Below are 18,271 nucleotides of genomic sequence, written 5' to 3'. Positions count from 1 at the left end.
CTTCATTATTAAATTAACATACAATTGAGTTAAATTTTACTTTTTAAGTATAAAAATCTTCCATTTTTTTTTAGAGACTCAACAATTTTTTGTTAATTGGCACTCTCAAAACGATAAAATTTGAATTTGAATAATTTTTTTCTAAAATTTGAAAAGACATTTTTTGTTAATTTGAAATTAAAATCAATACCTTTAAACCCGTTAACTATTAAAATTAATTTATAACAAAGATGAAAAAAGTATCAAACATCCTAACAGTAGCAGGATTCATGTTTTTTGGAGCTATTCAATCAACTTTTGCTCAAGAAGCAGCTCAATCAGAAACTTTCCACCAAGAATTAAAGAAACGTTTTATTGAAGGAGATCCTCAATTTATGGGAATTGTATTAGTAGCCTTAATCTTAGGGTTAGCAATTGCCATCGAAAGAATTATTTATTTAAACATGGCAACAACAAATACTAAGAAATTAGTGGCTAGTGTTGATGAAGCATTAAGTTCTGGTGGTGTAGAAGCTGCAAAAGAAGTTTGTAGAAACTCAAAAGGTCCAGTTGCATCTATTTTCTATCAAGGATTAGACAGAATGGACGAAGGCGTTGAAGCTGCAGAGAAAGCTGTTGTTGGATATGGTGGAGTTCAAATGGGGTTATTAGAGAAAAATGTTTCTTGGTTGTCTTTATTTATTGCTTTAGCACCGATGTTAGGTTTCATGGGAACAGTAATTGGTATGATTGAGGCATTCGATAGAATTGCAGTCGCAAATGATATTTCTCCAGGAGTTGTAGCAGGTGGTATTAAAATAGCACTTTTAACAACTGTATTTGGATTAGTAGTAGCAATTATTTTACAGATTTTTTATAATTACATTGTTTCTAAAGTAGATAGTATTGTAAACAGCATGGAAGATGCGTCTATCTCTTTAATTGACTTATTAGTGAAATATAAAAAATAATTATAGTTATGAATCTATCAAAAATATTAAGTTTATTTGTTGCTCTAATTGCGGCGATAGGAGCTATTCTATTTATTAGAATCTTCTCAGCCGATGCCGATGCAATAGTAAACGACCCTGAGGTTCAGGGTAGCATTATAGACCCAATTATTACTTTTTCAACAATGTTATTTTATTTAGCTGTTGGAACTGCTGTAGTAATGTCTGCTTTAGCTTTAATTAAAAACCCAGAAAGTTTAAAAAAGACCTTACTTGGTCTAGTTGCTTTAGGAGTTATTTTAGTATTAGCATATTTTACTGGAGATAGTTTAGCTGTAACAGATCCACAAGGAAAAATACTTCCTGGAGGAGAAGCTGGTTCTTCTGTAAATAAATGGGTGAGTACTGGAATCTGGTATAGCATGTTCTTAGGAATTATTGCCGGAGCATTCTTTGTATACGATTTAGTAAAAGGATTAATAAAATCTTAAATTATGGCAAGAAGAGAAACCCCAGAAATTAATGCAGGTTCTATGGCGGATATCGCCTTCTTGTTATTAATCTTTTTCTTAGTAACTACTACTATGGATGTGGATTCAGGAATTTCAAAAAAATTATCTGAAAAACCACCTAAAGATTATGTACCTCCTGTTATTAAAGAGAAAAACATATTTGAAGTTAATATCAATAGAAATAATGAATTGCTTGTTGAAGGTGAAACTATGAAATTAGGAGAACTTAAAGAAGCTGCGATAAAGTTTATTGATAATGGAGGTGGTGAAGGAAAAGAAATTGACGGTGTCTCTACAGGTCCTTGTGATTACTGTAAAGGTGCAAGAAGTGCTACTTCTTCAGACCATCCAAATAAAGCTATTATTTCTGTTCAAAGTGACAGAGGTACAGAATATGGAATGTATATTAAAGTGCAAAACGAGTTGTTAAGAGCTTATACGGAGCTAAGAAATAGATTGGCTTTAGAAAAGTATAATGTTTCTTATGATCAACTAGAAGAAGACTTTAAAAAGGATTTAAAAAATGAAGATTTGAAGAAAAAAGTTGAGTTTGTAAAAACTAGCTATCCTCAAATTTTATCTGATGCAGAACCAACATCATAATCAATTAAAAAAATAATAAATATGTCTAAATTCGGAAAGAAGAAAAAAGAAATGCCAGCTGTAAACACGGCGTCTTTACCTGACATTGTTTTTATGTTATTGTTCTTTTTTATGGTTACCACAACGATGAGAGAAACAGATTTAAAAATTGAAAACCCAGTACTTCCAAATGCTACAGAAGTAAAAAAATTGGAGCATAAAAGTTTGGTTAGTACGATTTACGTTGGTAAAGCAAAAGATAAAAAACTAGGAGGTGGAGATAAAATACAATTGAATGATAAGATTGCAACTCCAGATGATGTAACTGCATTTATTTTAAACGAAAGATCTCAAAGATCTGAAGCGGAAGTACCATTTATGACTACTTCAATTAAAGCAGATATTAAATCTAGTGTTGGTACGATTACAGATATTAAACTAAAACTTAGAGACGTAGGTGCTTTAAAGTTGAGTTTATCTAGTCGTAAATCAGAAGCAATTCAAGAATAAGTTATTTCTATAGAATACTTTAAAAAAGGGCAATCATTTGATTGCCCTTTTTTTATACAAAAACTGTATATTTATACGTTCTAAGTTTGTCAATACTGGTATATGAAAAAGCTATTTTCAGTTTTATTTTTAATGTTGTCTTTATGTGTTTTTGCACAAAAGGATTCCTTGAACTTAGGAGATGCATATTTGGAAGACCAATTGTATGTTAGTCTTAGTTATAATCAATTATTTAATCAACCAAACAATGTAATTGGGAGCGGTTTTTCATACGGAATCAATACAGGTTACATCAAAGACATCTCATTGGTTAAGAGTGGTAGATTCGCTTTAGGAATCGGTTTTGGATATGCTTTCGATTCTTTTAATCATGGGTACAAAGTTACCAAACCAAATAATACTGTAATTATAGATGTCGATTCAAATATTACTACTAGAAGCGGACTTAAATTACACTCTTTAGAATTGCCTTTTGAAATAAGGTGGAGAACGTCAAATGCAAATAAGTACAAGTTTTGGAGAATTTATACGGGTTTTAAAATTAGTTATAACTTAAAAAACACCATTGAGTATACAACAAATAATGTTTTAACAGAATATAATACCATTGAACGTTTAAATAAAGTACAGTACGGATTAACTATAGCCGCTGGCTATTCTACGTTTAATTTTAGCTTGTATTATGGTTTAACTCCGCTATTAAAGTCATCTACTTTAGGAACTAATCCAATAGACACAAAAGTTTTAAAATTAGGGTTGATTTTCTATATCTTATAACAAACTATAGGCAATAAACTGTCCGGCTAAACCAATAAAAAAACCAAGATATATTTCTTTTTGATTGTGTGCCTTTAGATATAATCTTGAGCTTGCTAAAACTCCTATTAGTAGTATTATAATAATCGCTATTGGTAAAATAGAGATAGAATATACATTCCCTAAGAGAAGAAAAAATCCTAAAGCACTACTCAAAGACATAATATGCAAGCTAGATTTTATTTGAAATGAGAATAATAAATAAATAATAGCTAGAGAAACATTTGTCCCGTAAAATAGCATTCCTAACTCTTTAAAATCTGAAATTTGGATAAGATTTCTTCCTAAAATATAAAAAATAAGCAACATTAAAAAGAGCGGAATCTTCCGTTCATTTATGCTTTCTACTTGAAAACTTTTAATAAACCCAAGTGTTTTTAAGATGATTAATGAAATTAAGGGAACAATATAAGTTGAAAAAAACACAATACTAATCAATAAATATTGACGTTCTTTTCTGATTTCATTTGGTGTAATGCTAAGAAATAATAAAACTCCAATTGTTGGTATTACAATTGGATGTAAAATTACGGATATGAATTTGTGAAACTTCAAAAACTAAATTTCTTTTCGTAATCTAGCAACAGGAATGTCTAATTGCTCTCTATATTTGGCAATGGTTCTTCTGGCAATTGGGTATCCTTTTTCTTTTAAAACTAAAGAAAGTTTATCGTCTGTTAATGGTTTTCTTTTATCTTCTTCGCCAATAACATTTTGTAATATTTTCTTAATTTCTCTTGTCGATACATCTTCACCTTGATCATTCTTCATCGATTCTGAGAAGAATTCTTTAATCAATTTTGTTCCGTAAGGTGTAGAAACATATTTGCTATTTGCAACTCTAGAAACCGTAGAAATATCCATTTTAATTTGATCTGCAATATCTTTTAAAATCATAGGTTTTAACTTTCGCTCATCGCCCGTTAAAAAATAGTCGTATTGATAATGCATGATGCTGTTCATAGTAACCAACAAGGTTTGTTGTCGTTGTCTGATGGCATCAATAAACCATTTTGCAGCATCTAATTTTTGTTTGATAAACTGTACAGCATCTTTTTGAGACTTAGATTTCTCTTTAGACTCTTGATATCCTTTAAGCATATTATTATACTCTCTAGATACATGCAATTCTGGCGCATTTCTAGAATTTAGCGTCAGATCTAATTCACCGTCTATAATTTTGATAGAAAAATCTGGAATAATCTGTTCGGCAAATTTATTATTACCAGCATATGAGCTGCCAGGTTTTGGATTTAATTTACTAATTTCTTGAATAACCTCTTTAAGTTCTTCTTCAGAGATATCAAATTTCTCCATTAATTTTTTGTAATGTTTCTTTACAAAATGATCAAAAGAAGTTTCTAAAATGGAAATTGCTAAAGCTCTTATTTTTTGAACTGGTTTTGCTTTTAGCTGTATGATAAGACATTCTTTTAAATCTCTTGCGCCAACACCTATTGGGTCTAGTTTTTGAACCACATTAATCAATAATTCAAGAACTTTATCTTCACTTGTGTATACGTTTTGTGTAAAAGCCAAATCATCTACTAGGTCTAAAATGCCTCTTCTAATATATCCACTATCGTCTATACTACCTACTAAAAATTCTGCAATAGCTCTTTCTTCATCATTAAGGCGAAACGTGTTTAATTGGTTTTGTAATGATTGATGAAAAGAGGTTCCAGATGCATACGGCATATCTCTATCTTCATCATCAGCAGCGTAGTTGTTAGCTTGTGTTTTATAAGTAGGAATTTCATCGTCACTTAAATATTCATCAATATTGATGTCTTCTGTATCAATTTTTTCGTTCCCATCATCTTCGTATTCATTCTCTAAAGAATCTTCAAAATCTTCGGGTTCTTCTTTGCCTGTATCTAATGCCGGATTTTCTTCTATTTCTTGTTTTAAACGCTCTTCAAAAGCTTGTGTAGGCAACTGAATTAACTTCATCAGCTGTATTTGCTGTGGAGATAATTTTTGTAGTAGCTTAAAATTTAAACTTTGTTTGAGCATTTAATTTTTATAAAATAATATTAAAATTCTGCGTTTTGTGGCGTTCTAGGAAATGGAATTACATCTCTAATGTTCCCCATTCCGGTTGTAAACTGAACCAATCTTTCAAATCCTAGGCCAAATCCAGAATGCACAGCTGTTCCGTATTTACGAAGATCTAAATACCACCATAATTCTCTTTCATCAATATCTAAAGCAGCCATTTTTTCTTTCAACACATCTAAACGTTCTTCTCTTTGAGAACCACCAACAATTTCTCCAATTCCGGGAAACAAAACATCCATGGCTCTAACTGTTTTTCCGTCTTCGTTTAAACGCATGTAAAATGCTTTTATGGATGCAGGATAATCAAATAAAATAACCGGGCATTTAAAGTGTTTTTCTACTAAGAAACGTTCGTGCTCAGATTGCAAATCTGCGCCCCATTCGTTAATTGGATATTGAAATTTCTTCTTTTTGTTTGGTTTGCTATTTCGTAAAATATCAATTGCTTCTGTATAACTAACTCTTTTAAAATTATTTTCAGTGATAAAATGCAGTTTTTCTAGTAAAGACATTTCACTGCGTTCTGCTTGTGGTTTTGATTTTTCTTCTTGTGTTAATCGTTGGTCTAAGAACGCTAAATCATCTTTACAGGTTTCTAATACATCTGATAAAACCGATTTGATAAAATCTTCTGCCAAATCCATATTGCCATCTAAATCCATAAAAGCAACTTCTGGTTCTATCATCCAAAACTCTGCTAAATGACGCGTTGTATTTGAGTTTTCTGCTCTAAAAGTTGGACCAAAAGTATATACTTTACCCAATGCCATTGCAAAGGTTTCTGCTTCTAACTGACCAGAAACGGTTAGGTTGGTTTCTTTCCCAAAAAAATCTTGTTTGTAATCTATATTTCCGTCTTTGTCTGTCGGAGCTTTGTTAGGTTCAAAAGTAGAAACACCAAACATTTCTCCAGCTCCTTCTGCATCAGAACCAGTAATTATCGGAGTATTTACATAGTTAAATCCGTTTTCTTGAAAGTATTTATGTACAGCAAAAGAAAGTGCAGAACGAACTCTCATTACGGCGCTAAATGTATTAGTTCTTACGCGTAAATGTGCGTTTTCTCTTAAAAACTCTAAACTGTGTTTTTTAGGTTGAATTGGAAACTCATCAGGATTCGAATCTCCTAAAATATCCAAATCAGAAACCTGAATTTCTACGTTTTGTCCTTTTCCTTGACTTTGAACTAAAGTCCCTTTTACACTTACTGCTGCACCAGTTGTAATTCTTTTAATTGTAGCTTCATCTGTTTTTTCAAAATCTACTACACACTGTATATTATGAATGGTAGAACCATCATTTAAAGCAATAAAACGATTGCTTCTAAAAGTTCTAACCCAACCTTTTACGGTTACTTCTTGTAAAATTTTGTCTGCTTGTAATAATTCTAATACGCTACTTCTAATCATCTTCTTAAAATAAAAAATTAACAGGATTACTAAGGTAATAATGAAAAGCAAAGATACCTTTTTAGCGTAAAATTAACAACGAAACTGTTGTTAATAAAATTTGAATTTATTCTGCCTCTTCTTCCTGATTTTCCTTTGGAGGAAAAATTCTCATAGAAGGTTCTTTAAACACTTTCTTATTGGTAATTTTCTTTTCAAAAGAAAGTAATAAAGAGGGTAATAACAGAAGGTTAGAAACCATTGCAAATAATAAAGTTACAGAAACCAAACCGCCTAATGCAATGGTGCCTCCAAAGCTAGAAACTGTAAACACTAAAAAGCCAAAAAACAATACTATGGAAGTGTAAAACATACTCACACCAGTTTCTCTTAAAGCGCTGTACACAGATTTTTTAATTCGCCAATTGTTGGCTTGTAATTCTTGTCTGTATTTTGCTAAAAAGTGAATGGTATCATCTACAGAAATTCCAAATGCAATACTAAATACCAATATGGTTGATGGTTTTATCGGAATGCCAAAAAAGCCCATTAATCCAGCTGTAATTAGCAATGGTAGCATATTCGGAATCAAGGAAATTAAGATCATTTGATACGATCTAAACATCCAAGCCATAAATAATGCAATTAATAAAATGGCGAGTGATAAAGAAATAACTAAATTATTGATTAAATAATTGGTACCTTTTAAGAAAACCAATGCTTTTCCTGTAAGGTGAACATCAAATTTATCGGCAGGAAATTCTTTAGCAATCACAGCATTTAAACGATCTTGAATGATAGTCATTTTATCGGTGCCAATGTCTTTCATAAAAGTGGTGATTCTAGCATATCTACCGGTTGAATCAACAAAATTAGTTAACATGTTAGAGTTGCTGTTAGAATTTTTGGTATATGCAAAAATATAACTTTGTTCTTGCGATGTTGGTAATTGATAGTATTTTGGATTTCCTAAATAATAGGCTTGCTTAGAATATTTTACCAAATTTGTAACAGAAATGGGTTTAGATAACTCAGGAAATTGTTCAATAGCATCATTGATTTTTTCCATCTTTTTTAACGTAGAAAGTTTCATGACACCTTTTTCTTTTTGGGTGTCAATAAAAATCTCTAACGGCATTATTCCGCCAAATTCTTTTTCGAAAAACTTAATGTCTTTGTAAAACTGCCTTCCTTTTGGCATGTCTTCAATCAAACTTCCAGAAACTCTAATTTGATAAACTCCTATTATTCCTAAAATGATAATAATAACTGTTGTTATATAAATAGCAATTCTGTTATGGCGCACCATTTTTTCCATCCAATTAACAACATTATCAATCCATTGTTTTTCTAAATGATTTAGATGCTTTTTCTTTGGCAAAGGCATAAAACTATAGATAATCGGAATAATTAATAAGGCCAAAATAAAAATACCAACGATGTTTATAGAAGCGATAATTCCGAATTCTTTTAAGAGCTGACTCTTCGTAAAAACAAAAGTTGCAAACCCAGAAGCCGTTGTAATATTGGTCATTAAAGTGGCATTTCCTATTTTAGAAATAACACGTTGTAACGATTTTGCCTGGTTCCCATGTTTCTTAACTTCTTGTTGATATTTATTAATTAAGAAAATGGCATTTGGTACACCAATTACAATAATTAAAGGCGGAATTAAAGCTGTTAAAACCGTAATTTCATATCCGAATAAACCAATAAAGCCAAATGCCCAAGTGACACCAATCATCACAACTAAAAGTGTAATAAAAGTTGCACGATACGATCGGAAAAAGAAGAAGAAAATAATTGCTGTAATTAATAATGCGCCAACGACAAATAGCAAAATTTCGTCTTGTATATTTTGAGAATTTAAGGTCCTTATATAGGGCATACCAGAAACACGAACTTGTAGGTTGTGCTCTTTCTCAAACTTTTCTATTGTGGGAATTAATACATTAAAGATAAAGTCTTTACGAACGGGTGTGTTAACAATTTTTTTATCAATATAAATTGCTGTTTGAACTGTTCCGGTTTTTTTATTGTATAATAAATTGTCATAAAAAGGAAGGTTTTCGAACAATTGTTTTTTTATTGCCGAAACTTCTTTTTGGGTAGTAGGAGTTTTATTTAATAGTGGTTCTAAAACAAATTTTCTGTTTTTTCTATCTGCTTTTAATTGTTGAACATCCGCAATTGAAACAGAAAATTCTACTTCTTCAGTAGCATCAATTTCTTTGGTAAGATTGTTCCAAGCATTAAATTTTTCTGGAGTAAATAATGTAGAGTCTTTAACAGCAAGGATGATTAAATTTCCTTCTTCGCCAAAAATTTCTAAAAACTGATTGTATTCTATATTGGCTTCATGATTTTCTGGAAGTAAGTTTGCTTCTGTATATGAAAATTTCATATACTTTGTTTGTGAGGCCAAAAAAGCAGTAAAAGCTGCAACTAATACTAAAACAAGATATCTATTTCTTAAAATTAATCCGGCAACTTTGGTCCAAAAATTCATGCTGTAAAATTTATGCAAATGTAGGAAATGTTTAAGAACCTATCGCATAAAAAAAGGAGCGTTCTAGAACGCTCCTTTTTTATTTTATACATATTTCTTTATTAAACAGTCATGATCTCTTTTTCTTTAACGTCAAGAATTGCATCAATTTCTTTTACATATTTATCTGTTAAAGTTTGTACTTCTGCTTCAGATACTTTCTTTAAATCATCAGAAATATCTAATTTTTTAATTTCATTATTTGCGTCTTTACGAGCATTTCTAACTCCAATTTTAGCATGCTCACCTTCAGCCTTTGCTTGTTTAGATAAATTAATTCTTCTTTCTTCAGTTAAAGGCGGAACGTTTATCATGATAAGGTCACCATTATTCATCGGATTAAAACCTAAGTTTGCAATTTGAATGGCTTTTTCAATTTCTTGTAACATGTTTTTCTCCCAAGGCTGAATGCTAATGGTTCTTGCGTCTGGCGTGTTTACGTTTGCAACCTGACTTAACGGAGTTTGAGAGCCGTAATAATCTACCATTACGTTTGTTAACATTGCAGGTGTTGCTTTACCAGCTCTAATGGCTCTTAACTCTTTTATCAAATGCTCAATAGCATTTTGCATTTGTTCTTTTGCGCTGTCTAAAATAAATTCAACTTCTTCGTTCATCACTTAAAATTTTATAAAATATAGCTAATTAATTATTAACAATTGTACCTATTTTTACTCCAGAAACTAACTTTAATAAGTTTCCTTTTGTATTCATATCAAAAACAATAATAGGTAATTTATTTTCTTCACTTAAAGTAAAAGCGGTCATGTCCATTACTTTTAAACCTTTTTCAATGACTTCTTTAAAAGTGATGTTTTCGAACTTTATTGCATCTTGATTTTTCTCAGGATCTGATGTATAGATGCCATCAACACGTGTTCCTTTTAAAATGGCATCAGCATTAATCTCGATAGCTCTTAAAACTGCAGCAGTATCTGTTGTAAAATATGGGTTCCCTGTTCCGGCTCCAAAAATAACAACTCTTCCTTTTTCTAAATGACGAACTGCTCGTCTCTTAATAAAAGGCTCTGCAACCTGTTCCATTTTTATAGCAGTTAGCAATCTTGTTTTAACACCAGCAGATTCTATGGCGCTTTGTAATGCTAATCCGTTTATACAAGTAGCTAACATTCCCATATAATCTCCCTGTACGCGATCCATTCCGTTACTGGCTCCTGCAACACCTCTAAAAATGTTTCCACCACCAATAACAATTGCAACTTCAATACCTTTTTCTACGACTTGTTTTATTTCTTTTGCATATTCAGAGAGACGTTGCGGGTCAATTCCATATTGTCTATCTCCCATTAATGCTTCTCCGCTTAATTTTAAAAGAATTCTTTTGTATTGCATGTGTTGCTTTTATATTTAAAAGGTTTCCACTTTCGTGGGAACAAAGGTTTGGCAAATATAAGAATTTCCTAGAAAGCTTTTTGTATTGATGATTGTGATTTTGTAAATAAAAAAAACCATCCTAAAGAGGATGGTTTTTGATATAATTCTTGAGAATTTAAGATTACCCTAAAGTAACTCTTTTAAATCCGCTTATAGCAACATCTCCATACGATTTAACGTATTCTGCAACATTTTTCTTCTCGTCTTTAATAAAAACTTGATCTAATAAACATTGTTCTTGATCTAATGTTGTGTTGTCAGAAATAAATCTTTCCATTTTACCTGGTAAAATTCTATCCCAAATTTGTTCTGGTTTTCCTTCAGCTTTTAATTCAGCTTTTGCAGCTTCTTCAGCTTTAGCTAAAACTTCTTCAGTTAATTGAGCCATAGAAATATATTGAGGAACATTTTTCAATGTTTTTCCTAATCTACCTAACTCAATATTATCTTTTTCGATAACTGCAATTCTTGCTTCAGTTTCTGCAGCAATAAATGCAGGATCAAAATCTTTATAAGATAAAGTTGTAGCTCCCATAGATGCAATTTGCATTGCAACATCTTTTGTTAAAACATCTGCATTGTCAACAACACTAGTTAAACCTACGATTGCAGCAATTTTACCAATGTGAGTATAAGAACCAACATAAGCAGCTTCAATTCTTTCAAAAGCTGTGATGTCTAATTTTTCACCAATAACTCCTGTTTGTTCAACTAATTTTTCTGCAACCGTCATTCCTTCAAAATCAGCTGCTAAGAATTCTTCTTTGCTTTTGTAATTTAAAGCGATGTCTGCAAATTGACCAGCTAAAGCCACAAAAGAATCATTTTTACCTACAAAGTCAGTTTCACAAGCTAAAACGATAGCAACACCAGTAGTGTTGTCTGCGTTAATTCTTGTTACTGCAACTCCTTCTGTAGATTCTCTATCAGCTCTTTTTGCAGCAATCTTCTGACCTTTTTTACGTAAAATATCAATTGCTTTGTCAAAGTTTCCTTCTGCTTCTACTAATGCCTTTTTACAGTCCATCATTCCAGCTCCAGTTGCTTCTCTTAAATTTTTAACATCAGCAGCACTAATCTTTACTGTTTCCATGTTATGTATGTTTTTTGATTATAATTATTTTGTTTCTTCAGTAGAAGTTTCAGTTTTTTCAGCCTTAGGCGCTTTCTTTTCAGAAGCTTCTTCTTTAACTTCTTTTGTCTTTTCTTTTCCTGCTTTTCTTTCAGCTAAACCATTGGCAATAGCATCAGTAATATAACTCAATACTTTTTCAATAGATTTAGAAGCGTCATCGTTTGAAGGAATCACAAAATCAATTGGTCTTGGGTCAGAATTAGTATCAACCATTGCAAAAATTGGAATGTTTAAGTTTTTCGCTTCTGCAATTGCAATGTGCTCTTTCTTAACATCAACTACAAAAATTGCACCAGGTAAACGAGTCATATCAGTAATAGAACCTAAATTCTTTTCTAATTTTTCTCTTTGACGGTTGATTTGTAATTTTTCTCTTTTTGACAATGCATCAAAAGATCCATCTAACTTCATTCTATCAATAGTAGCCATTTTTTTAACAGCTTTTCTAATTGTAATAAAGTTTGTTAACATTCCACCAGGCCATCTTTCTGTGATGTAAGGCATGTTAATGTCTTTTGCTTTTTCAGCAACGATGTCTTTTGCTTGCTTTTTAGTTGCAACGAATAAAATTTTTCTACCTGAATTAGCGATTTTCTCTAATGCAGCAGCAGTTTCTTCTATTTTTGCAGCAGTTTTATACAAGTCAATGATGTGTACACCATTGCGTTCTGTATAAATGTAAGGAGCCATGTTTGGATCCCATTTTCTAGTTAAGTGACCAAAATGCACTCCACTATCTAGTAATTCTTTAATGTTTACTTTTGCCATTGTTTACTTTCTTTTAATTGTAGCAATAAGTAAGTAGCCTTATAAAAAGAGTCTTACCTATTTAGATGCTAAACTGTTTATTTAAATTATAAATGAACAATTCACTGCCACGTTTGAATAGAAATATCGAAATAAATTCGAGTATGCTATTAACGTTTCGAGAATTGAAATTTCTTTCTTGCTTTTTTCTGACCAAATTTCTTTCTTTCTACCATTCTTGGATCTCTTGTTAATAATCCATGAGGTTTTAAAATCGCTTTGTCTTCTTCGTTTATAGAAACTAATGCTCTAGTAATTGCTAAACGAATGGCTTCAGCTTGACCAGTTACACCACCACCAAAAACATTTACTTTAATGTCATAAGACGTTAAGTTATCTGTTAATTGTAGCGGTTGTTGAACTTTATATTGTAAAGTTGAAGTTGTAAAGTAATTTGTAAACTCTCTTTTGTTGATAGTAATATTACCTTTCCCTTTTGTAAGATAAATACGAGCAACAGCTGTTTTTCTTCTACCTATTTTGTGTACAGTTTCCATTATCTAAGATCGTTAAGGTTAATAGCTTTTGGCTCTTGAGCAGTTTGTTGGTGCTCAGCCCCAGCATATACATATAAATTTCTAAAAAGTGCCGCTCCTAATTTATTTTTAGGTAACATTCCTTTTACTGCTTTTTCGATTAATCTTGTAGGATCTTTCTCAAACATTTCTGTTGCAGTTAGCGATCTTTGTCCACCAGGATAACCTGTGTGACGGATGTACGATTTATCAGCCCATTTGTTTCCAGAAAGGGTGATTTTTTCTGCGTTAATTACTACAACGTTATCACCACAATCTACGTGAGGTGTAAAGTTGGTTTTGTATTTACCTCTAATTAGCATTGCTATTTTAGAAGCAAGACGACCCAATGTTTGCCCGTCCGCATCAACAACCAACCACTCTTTTTTAGCAGTTTCTTTGTTTGCTGATACTGTTTTGTAACTTAATGTGTTCATTACACTTTAGTTTTTGTCAATTAATAAATAAATTTTTTCCCTTAAAAAAGGTCTGCAAAGGTACAACTAAATATGAAATAGACAAACACTGTTTGCGTTTATTTTATATGCTGGATATTAAGTGGATACATAGAAGTTTTAACAAATAATTAAGATAGTAAAAACCTACTTTCGTTTTGTCAATGTAACAATTCCATTTTTTCGAAGTCTTTTTAAAAGTAAAAGAACTTTTTCGATTAAAAATCAATTATTAAGGATGATAAAAAAACTCTCAATTTTTCTTGCATTTTTTGTTGTGCAAATAACCTATAGTCAAGAAGATACAAACAAAAAAGTACCAAAAAGAATTTACACTACAAAAAAAACAAACAAAGCACCAATTATCGATGGTAATATTACTGATGAAACTTGGAACGCTGTTCCTTGGAATGCTAATTTTACACAATTATCACCTGTAGAAGGGAATCCACCAACACAAAAAACAAAATTTAAAATTATTTATGACGACAAGAATTTATATTTAGCTGTTCGTTGTTTTGATTCTGAGCCAGATAAAATTGTAAAACGCTTGTCTCGTAGAGATGGAAATGACGGAGATTGGATTGAAATAAATTTAGATAGTTATCACGATTTAAGAACGGCTTTTGCATTTACAGTAACTGCTGCAGGAGTGAAAGGAGAAGAATTTGCTTCTTTAAACGGTAAAAGTTGGGATAAAAGTTGGAACCCAATATGGTTTGTAAAAACCAAAATTGACGAAGAAGGTTGGACGGCAGAATTTAAAATTCCGCTTTCTCAAATTCGATTTACAGATGCTGTAGAACAAGTTTGGGGAATGCAAATTCAACGAATGGATTTTAGATTAAATGAACGTACGCTTTGGCAAAGAATGCCTAGAACTGTTTCTGGTTGGATTAGTAATATGGGAGAATTACACGGAATTAAAAATATCAAACCACAAAAACAATTAGAAATTCAACCTTATGCAGTTGGACAAACAGAAACGTTTGAAAAAGAAATCGGAAATCCGTTTGCAACAGGAAAAAGAAGCAGCACCAATTTTGGATTAGATGGTAAAATTGGAATTACAAATAATTTAACGTTAGATTTTACGGTAAATCCAGATTTTGGCCAAGTTGAAGCAGATCCATCTGCAATTTCGTTAGATGGTTTTCAAATTTTTCAAGAAGAACAACGTCCGTTTTTTGTAGAAAATAAAAACATTTTTGATTATCAAGTTACCAAAGCAGAAGCTGGCGGTCCTTTTACAAGAGACAATGTTTTTTATTCTCGTAGAATTGGTAGAAGTCCGCAAGGAGGAACAACAGCAGGAACTGGAGAATTTGTGCAAAGACCTGGAAATACTACAATTTTAGGAGCCGCAAAATTCTCTGGAAAAACAAAATCAGGTTTATCCATCGGAATTTTAGAAGCAGTTACTCAAGAAGAATTTGCAGAAATAGACATTAACGGAACGCGAAGACAAGAAGTTATTGAGCCTTTAACAAACTACTTTTTAACAAGATTGCAAAAAGAATACAACAATAGTAATACGCTTATTGGCGGAATTTTTACGGCATCAAATAGAAATTTAACAGACACACATATTACCGATATTCATAATGCTGCTTATACTGGCGGAGTTGATTTTAAACATCAATGGAATGAAAGAACTTGGTACGCCTCAGGAAACTTAGTTATGAGTAAAGTTTTAGGAAGTAAACAAGCAATTTACAATACGCAAACAAGTCTTAGACACAATTTTCAAAGAGTTGATGCAACGCATGTAAATGTTGATCCAAACAGAACTTCTTTAACAGGAACTGGAGGAAATTTTAAAGTAGGAAAAGGTGGCGGAGGAAAATTCCTTTTTGAAAGTGGAGTAACTTGGCGTTCACCAGAATTAGAAATGAACGATATGGGTTTTCAACGAAATGCGGATGACATCACGCATTATAATTGGATGGCGTATAAATCATTAAAACCATTTTCTGTTTTTAGATCTTTACAAGTAAATTACAATCATTATGCTTCTTGGAATTTTGAAGGAAAACATACGTATTTAGGTTTTAATAATAATGCACATGCAACATTTAATAACAATTGGGGAACTGGTTACGGAATGCACTATGCTGTTGTAGACTTTACAGACTCTGCTTTGCGTGGCGGACCCATGTTGCGTTTGCCAAAATCATTTGAAACAAATTGGTATTTACAAAGTGATGAAAGAAAAAAACTTCAATTTAGAATAAGCTTAAATCAAACCAAAGGTGAAAGCAATTCGTTTACAAGAAAAAACGCATCGATAAACTTGAAGTATGTACCAATAAACTCGTTCAATATTTCTGTATCTGCAGGTGTTAATTCAAACAATCAAGAATTGCAATATGTAACTTCTAACACTTTTGGAAACGGAAATAATAGCATTGCAAGATATATCAATGCAAGTTTAGACCAAGATACTTTTAATTTGTCGCTAAGATTAAATTATACAATTACTCCAGAATTAACCATTCAATATTATGGTTCTCCGTTTATTTCTAGAGGAAGATATAGTAACTTTAAATACATTACCAATTCGTTGGCGAGCAATTTTACAGATAGATTTCAACAATACAATAGCAATCAAATTATGTACGATTCTAATTCTGACAGCTATTTGGTGGATGAAAATACAGATGCAACTACAGATTATACTATTGGAAACCCAGATTTTTCTTTTATCCAATTTCAATCTAATTTAGTTGCCCGTTGGGAATATATTCCGGGTTCTGAAATCTTTTTAGTTTGGTCTCAAGGATTGACGAGAAACGGAAATCCGATGGATAATTTATTGCCCAGTTTAAACGATAATATTTTTGGACAAACAGCACACAATATCTTTTTGATAAAAGCAACGTATCGATTTATGTTGTAGTTGATTATAAATAGATACCAGAAAGCCGAGTTTTTAAAACTCGGCTTTTTTATGAAACGCCATTTTCTCTTTTGTTGTTGGGTGTGTAAATTCTAGAAAAGCAGCATGTAAATGCAATCGATTTGCTTTTTTACCATACAAATCATCGCCAATTATTGGTGTATTTAATCCCAAAGAATGCGATGTGTGAACTCTTAATTGATGTGTTCTACCAGTTATTGGAAATAAATGAATTCTTGTTTTGTTGTCTTTTCGTTCGATAACTTCCCATTTAGTTTCTGCTTTTTTTCCGTATTCAAAACAAACCAATTGTCTTGGTCTGTCATCTAAATCTACTCGCAAAGGCAAACTAATTGTTCCAGAATCTTCTTTAAGATTCCCATCCAATAAAGCCACATATTTTTTGGAAACTGTTTTATTGATAAACTGACTTTGTAAGTCTTTGTGTGCCTTTTTGTTTTTTGCCAAAACTACTAATCCAGAAGTAGACATGTCTAATCGATGTACAATTATTGGCCCTGAAATTGTTGGACATAGTTGTTTGATTCTCGTATAAACAGAATCTTGAATGTGAATTCCAGGAACCGATAAAAACTCAGCAGGTTTGTAAACAACGATTACATCTTCATCTTCAAAAATGATTTCGAGTTCTTTTCCAATTGCAGGATTTTGCAGCATCGGATTTGTGTCCATTTCAATTTCGGATAACATGTGTGCTAAAATTGGTTTGCACTTTCCTTGACACGCTGGATAAAAATATTGGTGTTTTCTGACTTCTGTATTTGGCGATTTTCCCCACCAAAACTCAGCCATTGCAATGGGTTTTAAATTGTGTAGAAATGCATGTTGTAATAATTTTGGGGCAGCACATTCTCCAGAACCCGCAGGCGGATTTTGTTCTGTTGTTTTCGCAAAAAGTTCTGATAAATTTTTAGATTCTTTTGCCGAATTTAAAAACTGATATTGTTCAAATAAATACTGTTGTAAAGCAGCAGATTTTAGTTTTCGCTCTTCTTTTAAAGCATCAATTTGAGTAGTAAAAACAGCAAGTTTTTCTTTGATAGCATTTAAAGTATGTTCCCAAAAACGAGTTACATTGTTAAAAAAATATTTAGCTTCTAAACTTTCTGTACTCAACAATTCTTCATAAGCGGCATAGGCTTCGAGTTGCAATTCTGATTGTGCTTTTATTCTTTTGATATCGCGCTCTTTTTTAGCAGCTTTTAAAGCTTCTTTTTTCTCTCGAATATCAATCGCCGCTTTTTTCTTTTCTGATTTTAATTGAGAAATCAACTCTATATATTCTGTATTGTTTTCTAGGTTCTCAAGTTTAGAATTGATGTCATTTAAAACAGCTTCTTCCTGTAAGAAATAAGAATCTTTGGTCAACATATCAAAAACGGGCGGAACAAACTTTTTATGAATATTTGTATTGGCTAATTTCCCAGAAACCGCAGTAATATAACCAATTTGGTTTTGTTGGTTTTCAACAACCAAAACACCAAACATTTTTCCAATAGCCAATCCTTTTTTAGAAGGATCTAAACCAAAATTATGCTCAAAATCAGTTTGAGTTTCTATATAGTTTTGTACTTCTTTTGCTGCTATTTCACATAACAAATGCGGTTCATAATAAAACGGAAATGTAAACTTTTTGGGAAGTTCAATTTCGTTTATAGATCTAGAAAAGGTTTGAAAATATGTAGACACAAAAGCTTG

At 31.7% G+C, this 18,271-nt stretch carries 17 protein-coding genes; 6 read left to right on the top strand and 11 right to left on the bottom strand.

Annotation, left to right across the window (positions count from 1 at the left end; all coding sequences use genetic code 11):
- The first annotated feature begins 230 nt into the window (after positions 1 to 230).
- The 5 genes from ACEWL1_RS01820 (at position 231) to ACEWL1_RS01800 (ending at position 3,310) form a co-directional block, all read left to right on the top strand.
- Positions 231 to 950, top strand: coding sequence for a MotA/TolQ/ExbB proton channel family protein (locus tag ACEWL1_RS01820; protein ID WP_409231579.1), 720 nt, complete (start codon positions 231 to 233; stop codon positions 948 to 950).
- An 8-nt stretch (positions 951 to 958) separates the two neighbouring features.
- Positions 959 to 1,420, top strand: a complete 462-nt coding sequence (locus ACEWL1_RS01815) for a hypothetical protein (RefSeq protein WP_409231578.1) — start codon at positions 959 to 961, stop codon at positions 1,418 to 1,420.
- 3 nt (positions 1,421 to 1,423) lie between these two features.
- Positions 1,424 to 2,044 carry an ExbD/TolR family protein gene (locus tag ACEWL1_RS01810; protein ID WP_409231577.1) on the top strand — a complete coding sequence of 207 codons (621 nt, stop codon included), beginning with the start codon at positions 1,424 to 1,426 and terminating at the stop codon, positions 2,042 to 2,044.
- Positions 2,045 to 2,065: 21 nt separating this feature from the next.
- Positions 2,066 to 2,533 (top strand): ExbD/TolR family protein, encoded by a 468-nt coding sequence (locus tag ACEWL1_RS01805; RefSeq protein WP_409231576.1) that lies wholly within the window; start codon positions 2,066 to 2,068, stop codon positions 2,531 to 2,533.
- A gap of 102 nt (positions 2,534 to 2,635) precedes the next feature.
- A complete protein-coding gene (locus tag ACEWL1_RS01800) occupies positions 2,636 to 3,310 on the top strand; it encodes a porin family protein (protein ID WP_409231575.1) in 675 nt (224 codons plus the stop codon).
- Here ACEWL1_RS01800 and ACEWL1_RS01795 read toward each other — a convergent pair.
- The 10 genes from ACEWL1_RS01795 to rplM form a co-directional block, all read right to left on the bottom strand.
- Positions 3,305 to 3,904, bottom strand: coding sequence for a hypothetical protein (locus ACEWL1_RS01795; protein ID WP_409231574.1), 600 nt, complete (start codon positions 3,902 to 3,904; stop codon positions 3,305 to 3,307). The genes ACEWL1_RS01800 and ACEWL1_RS01795 overlap by 6 nt on opposite strands.
- 3 nt (positions 3,905 to 3,907) lie before the next feature.
- Complete coding sequence (gene rpoN / locus ACEWL1_RS01790; RefSeq protein WP_409231573.1) at positions 3,908 to 5,365, bottom strand: RNA polymerase factor sigma-54; 1,458 nt, start codon at positions 5,363 to 5,365, stop codon at positions 3,908 to 3,910.
- A 20-nt stretch (positions 5,366 to 5,385) separates the two neighbouring features.
- Positions 5,386 to 6,819, bottom strand: coding sequence for an asparagine--tRNA ligase (asnS, locus tag ACEWL1_RS01785; protein WP_409231572.1), 1,434 nt, complete (start codon positions 6,817 to 6,819; stop codon positions 5,386 to 5,388).
- Between the two features lie 106 nt (positions 6,820 to 6,925).
- Complete coding sequence (locus tag ACEWL1_RS01780; protein ID WP_409231571.1) at positions 6,926 to 9,307, bottom strand: efflux RND transporter permease subunit; 2,382 nt, start codon at positions 9,305 to 9,307, stop codon at positions 6,926 to 6,928.
- Positions 9,308 to 9,408: 101 nt separating this feature from the next.
- Positions 9,409 to 9,963 (bottom strand): ribosome recycling factor, encoded by a 555-nt coding sequence (gene frr, locus ACEWL1_RS01775; protein ID WP_409231570.1) that lies wholly within the window; start codon positions 9,961 to 9,963, stop codon positions 9,409 to 9,411.
- 28 nt (positions 9,964 to 9,991) lie between these two features.
- On the bottom strand, positions 9,992 to 10,699 hold the full coding sequence (pyrH, locus tag ACEWL1_RS01770) for a UMP kinase (RefSeq protein WP_409231569.1): 708 nt from the start codon (positions 10,697 to 10,699) through the stop codon (positions 9,992 to 9,994).
- A gap of 163 nt (positions 10,700 to 10,862) precedes the next feature.
- On the bottom strand, positions 10,863 to 11,834 hold the full coding sequence (gene tsf / locus ACEWL1_RS01765; RefSeq protein ID WP_409231568.1) for a translation elongation factor Ts: 972 nt from the start codon (positions 11,832 to 11,834) through the stop codon (positions 10,863 to 10,865).
- 24 nt (positions 11,835 to 11,858) lie between these two features.
- Positions 11,859 to 12,644, bottom strand: coding sequence for a 30S ribosomal protein S2 (gene rpsB / locus ACEWL1_RS01760; RefSeq protein ID WP_409231567.1), 786 nt, complete (start codon positions 12,642 to 12,644; stop codon positions 11,859 to 11,861).
- Positions 12,645 to 12,793: 149 nt separating this feature from the next.
- On the bottom strand, positions 12,794 to 13,180 hold the full coding sequence (gene rpsI / locus ACEWL1_RS01755; protein ID WP_409231566.1) for a 30S ribosomal protein S9: 387 nt from the start codon (positions 13,178 to 13,180) through the stop codon (positions 12,794 to 12,796).
- Complete coding sequence (gene rplM, locus ACEWL1_RS01750) at positions 13,180 to 13,635, bottom strand: 50S ribosomal protein L13 (RefSeq protein WP_409231565.1); 456 nt, start codon at positions 13,633 to 13,635, stop codon at positions 13,180 to 13,182. Before rplM ends, rpsI begins: the two co-directional genes overlap by 1 nt.
- A 256-nt stretch (positions 13,636 to 13,891) precedes the next feature.
- Between rplM and ACEWL1_RS01745 the strand changes: the two genes are divergently transcribed.
- Positions 13,892 to 16,552 carry a DUF5916 domain-containing protein gene (locus ACEWL1_RS01745; protein ID WP_409231564.1) on the top strand — a complete coding sequence of 887 codons (2,661 nt, stop codon included), beginning with the start codon at positions 13,892 to 13,894 and terminating at the stop codon, positions 16,550 to 16,552.
- Positions 16,553 to 16,585: 33 nt separating this feature from the next.
- Here ACEWL1_RS01745 and ACEWL1_RS01740 read toward each other — a convergent pair whose 3' ends face one another.
- Positions 16,586 to 18,262: an RluA family pseudouridine synthase gene (locus ACEWL1_RS01740; RefSeq protein ID WP_409231563.1), complete on the bottom strand. Its 1,677-nt coding sequence runs from the start codon at positions 18,260 to 18,262 to the stop codon at positions 16,586 to 16,588.
- Between the last annotated feature and the right edge of the window lie 9 nt (positions 18,263 to 18,271).

The organism is Polaribacter gochangensis (assembly GCF_046224025.1).
GTDB lineage: Bacteria > Bacteroidota > Bacteroidia > Flavobacteriales > Flavobacteriaceae > Polaribacter > Polaribacter gochangensis.
Note: the sequence above shows the minus strand (reverse complement) of the source record. Positions and strands in the feature narration are given on the sequence as shown.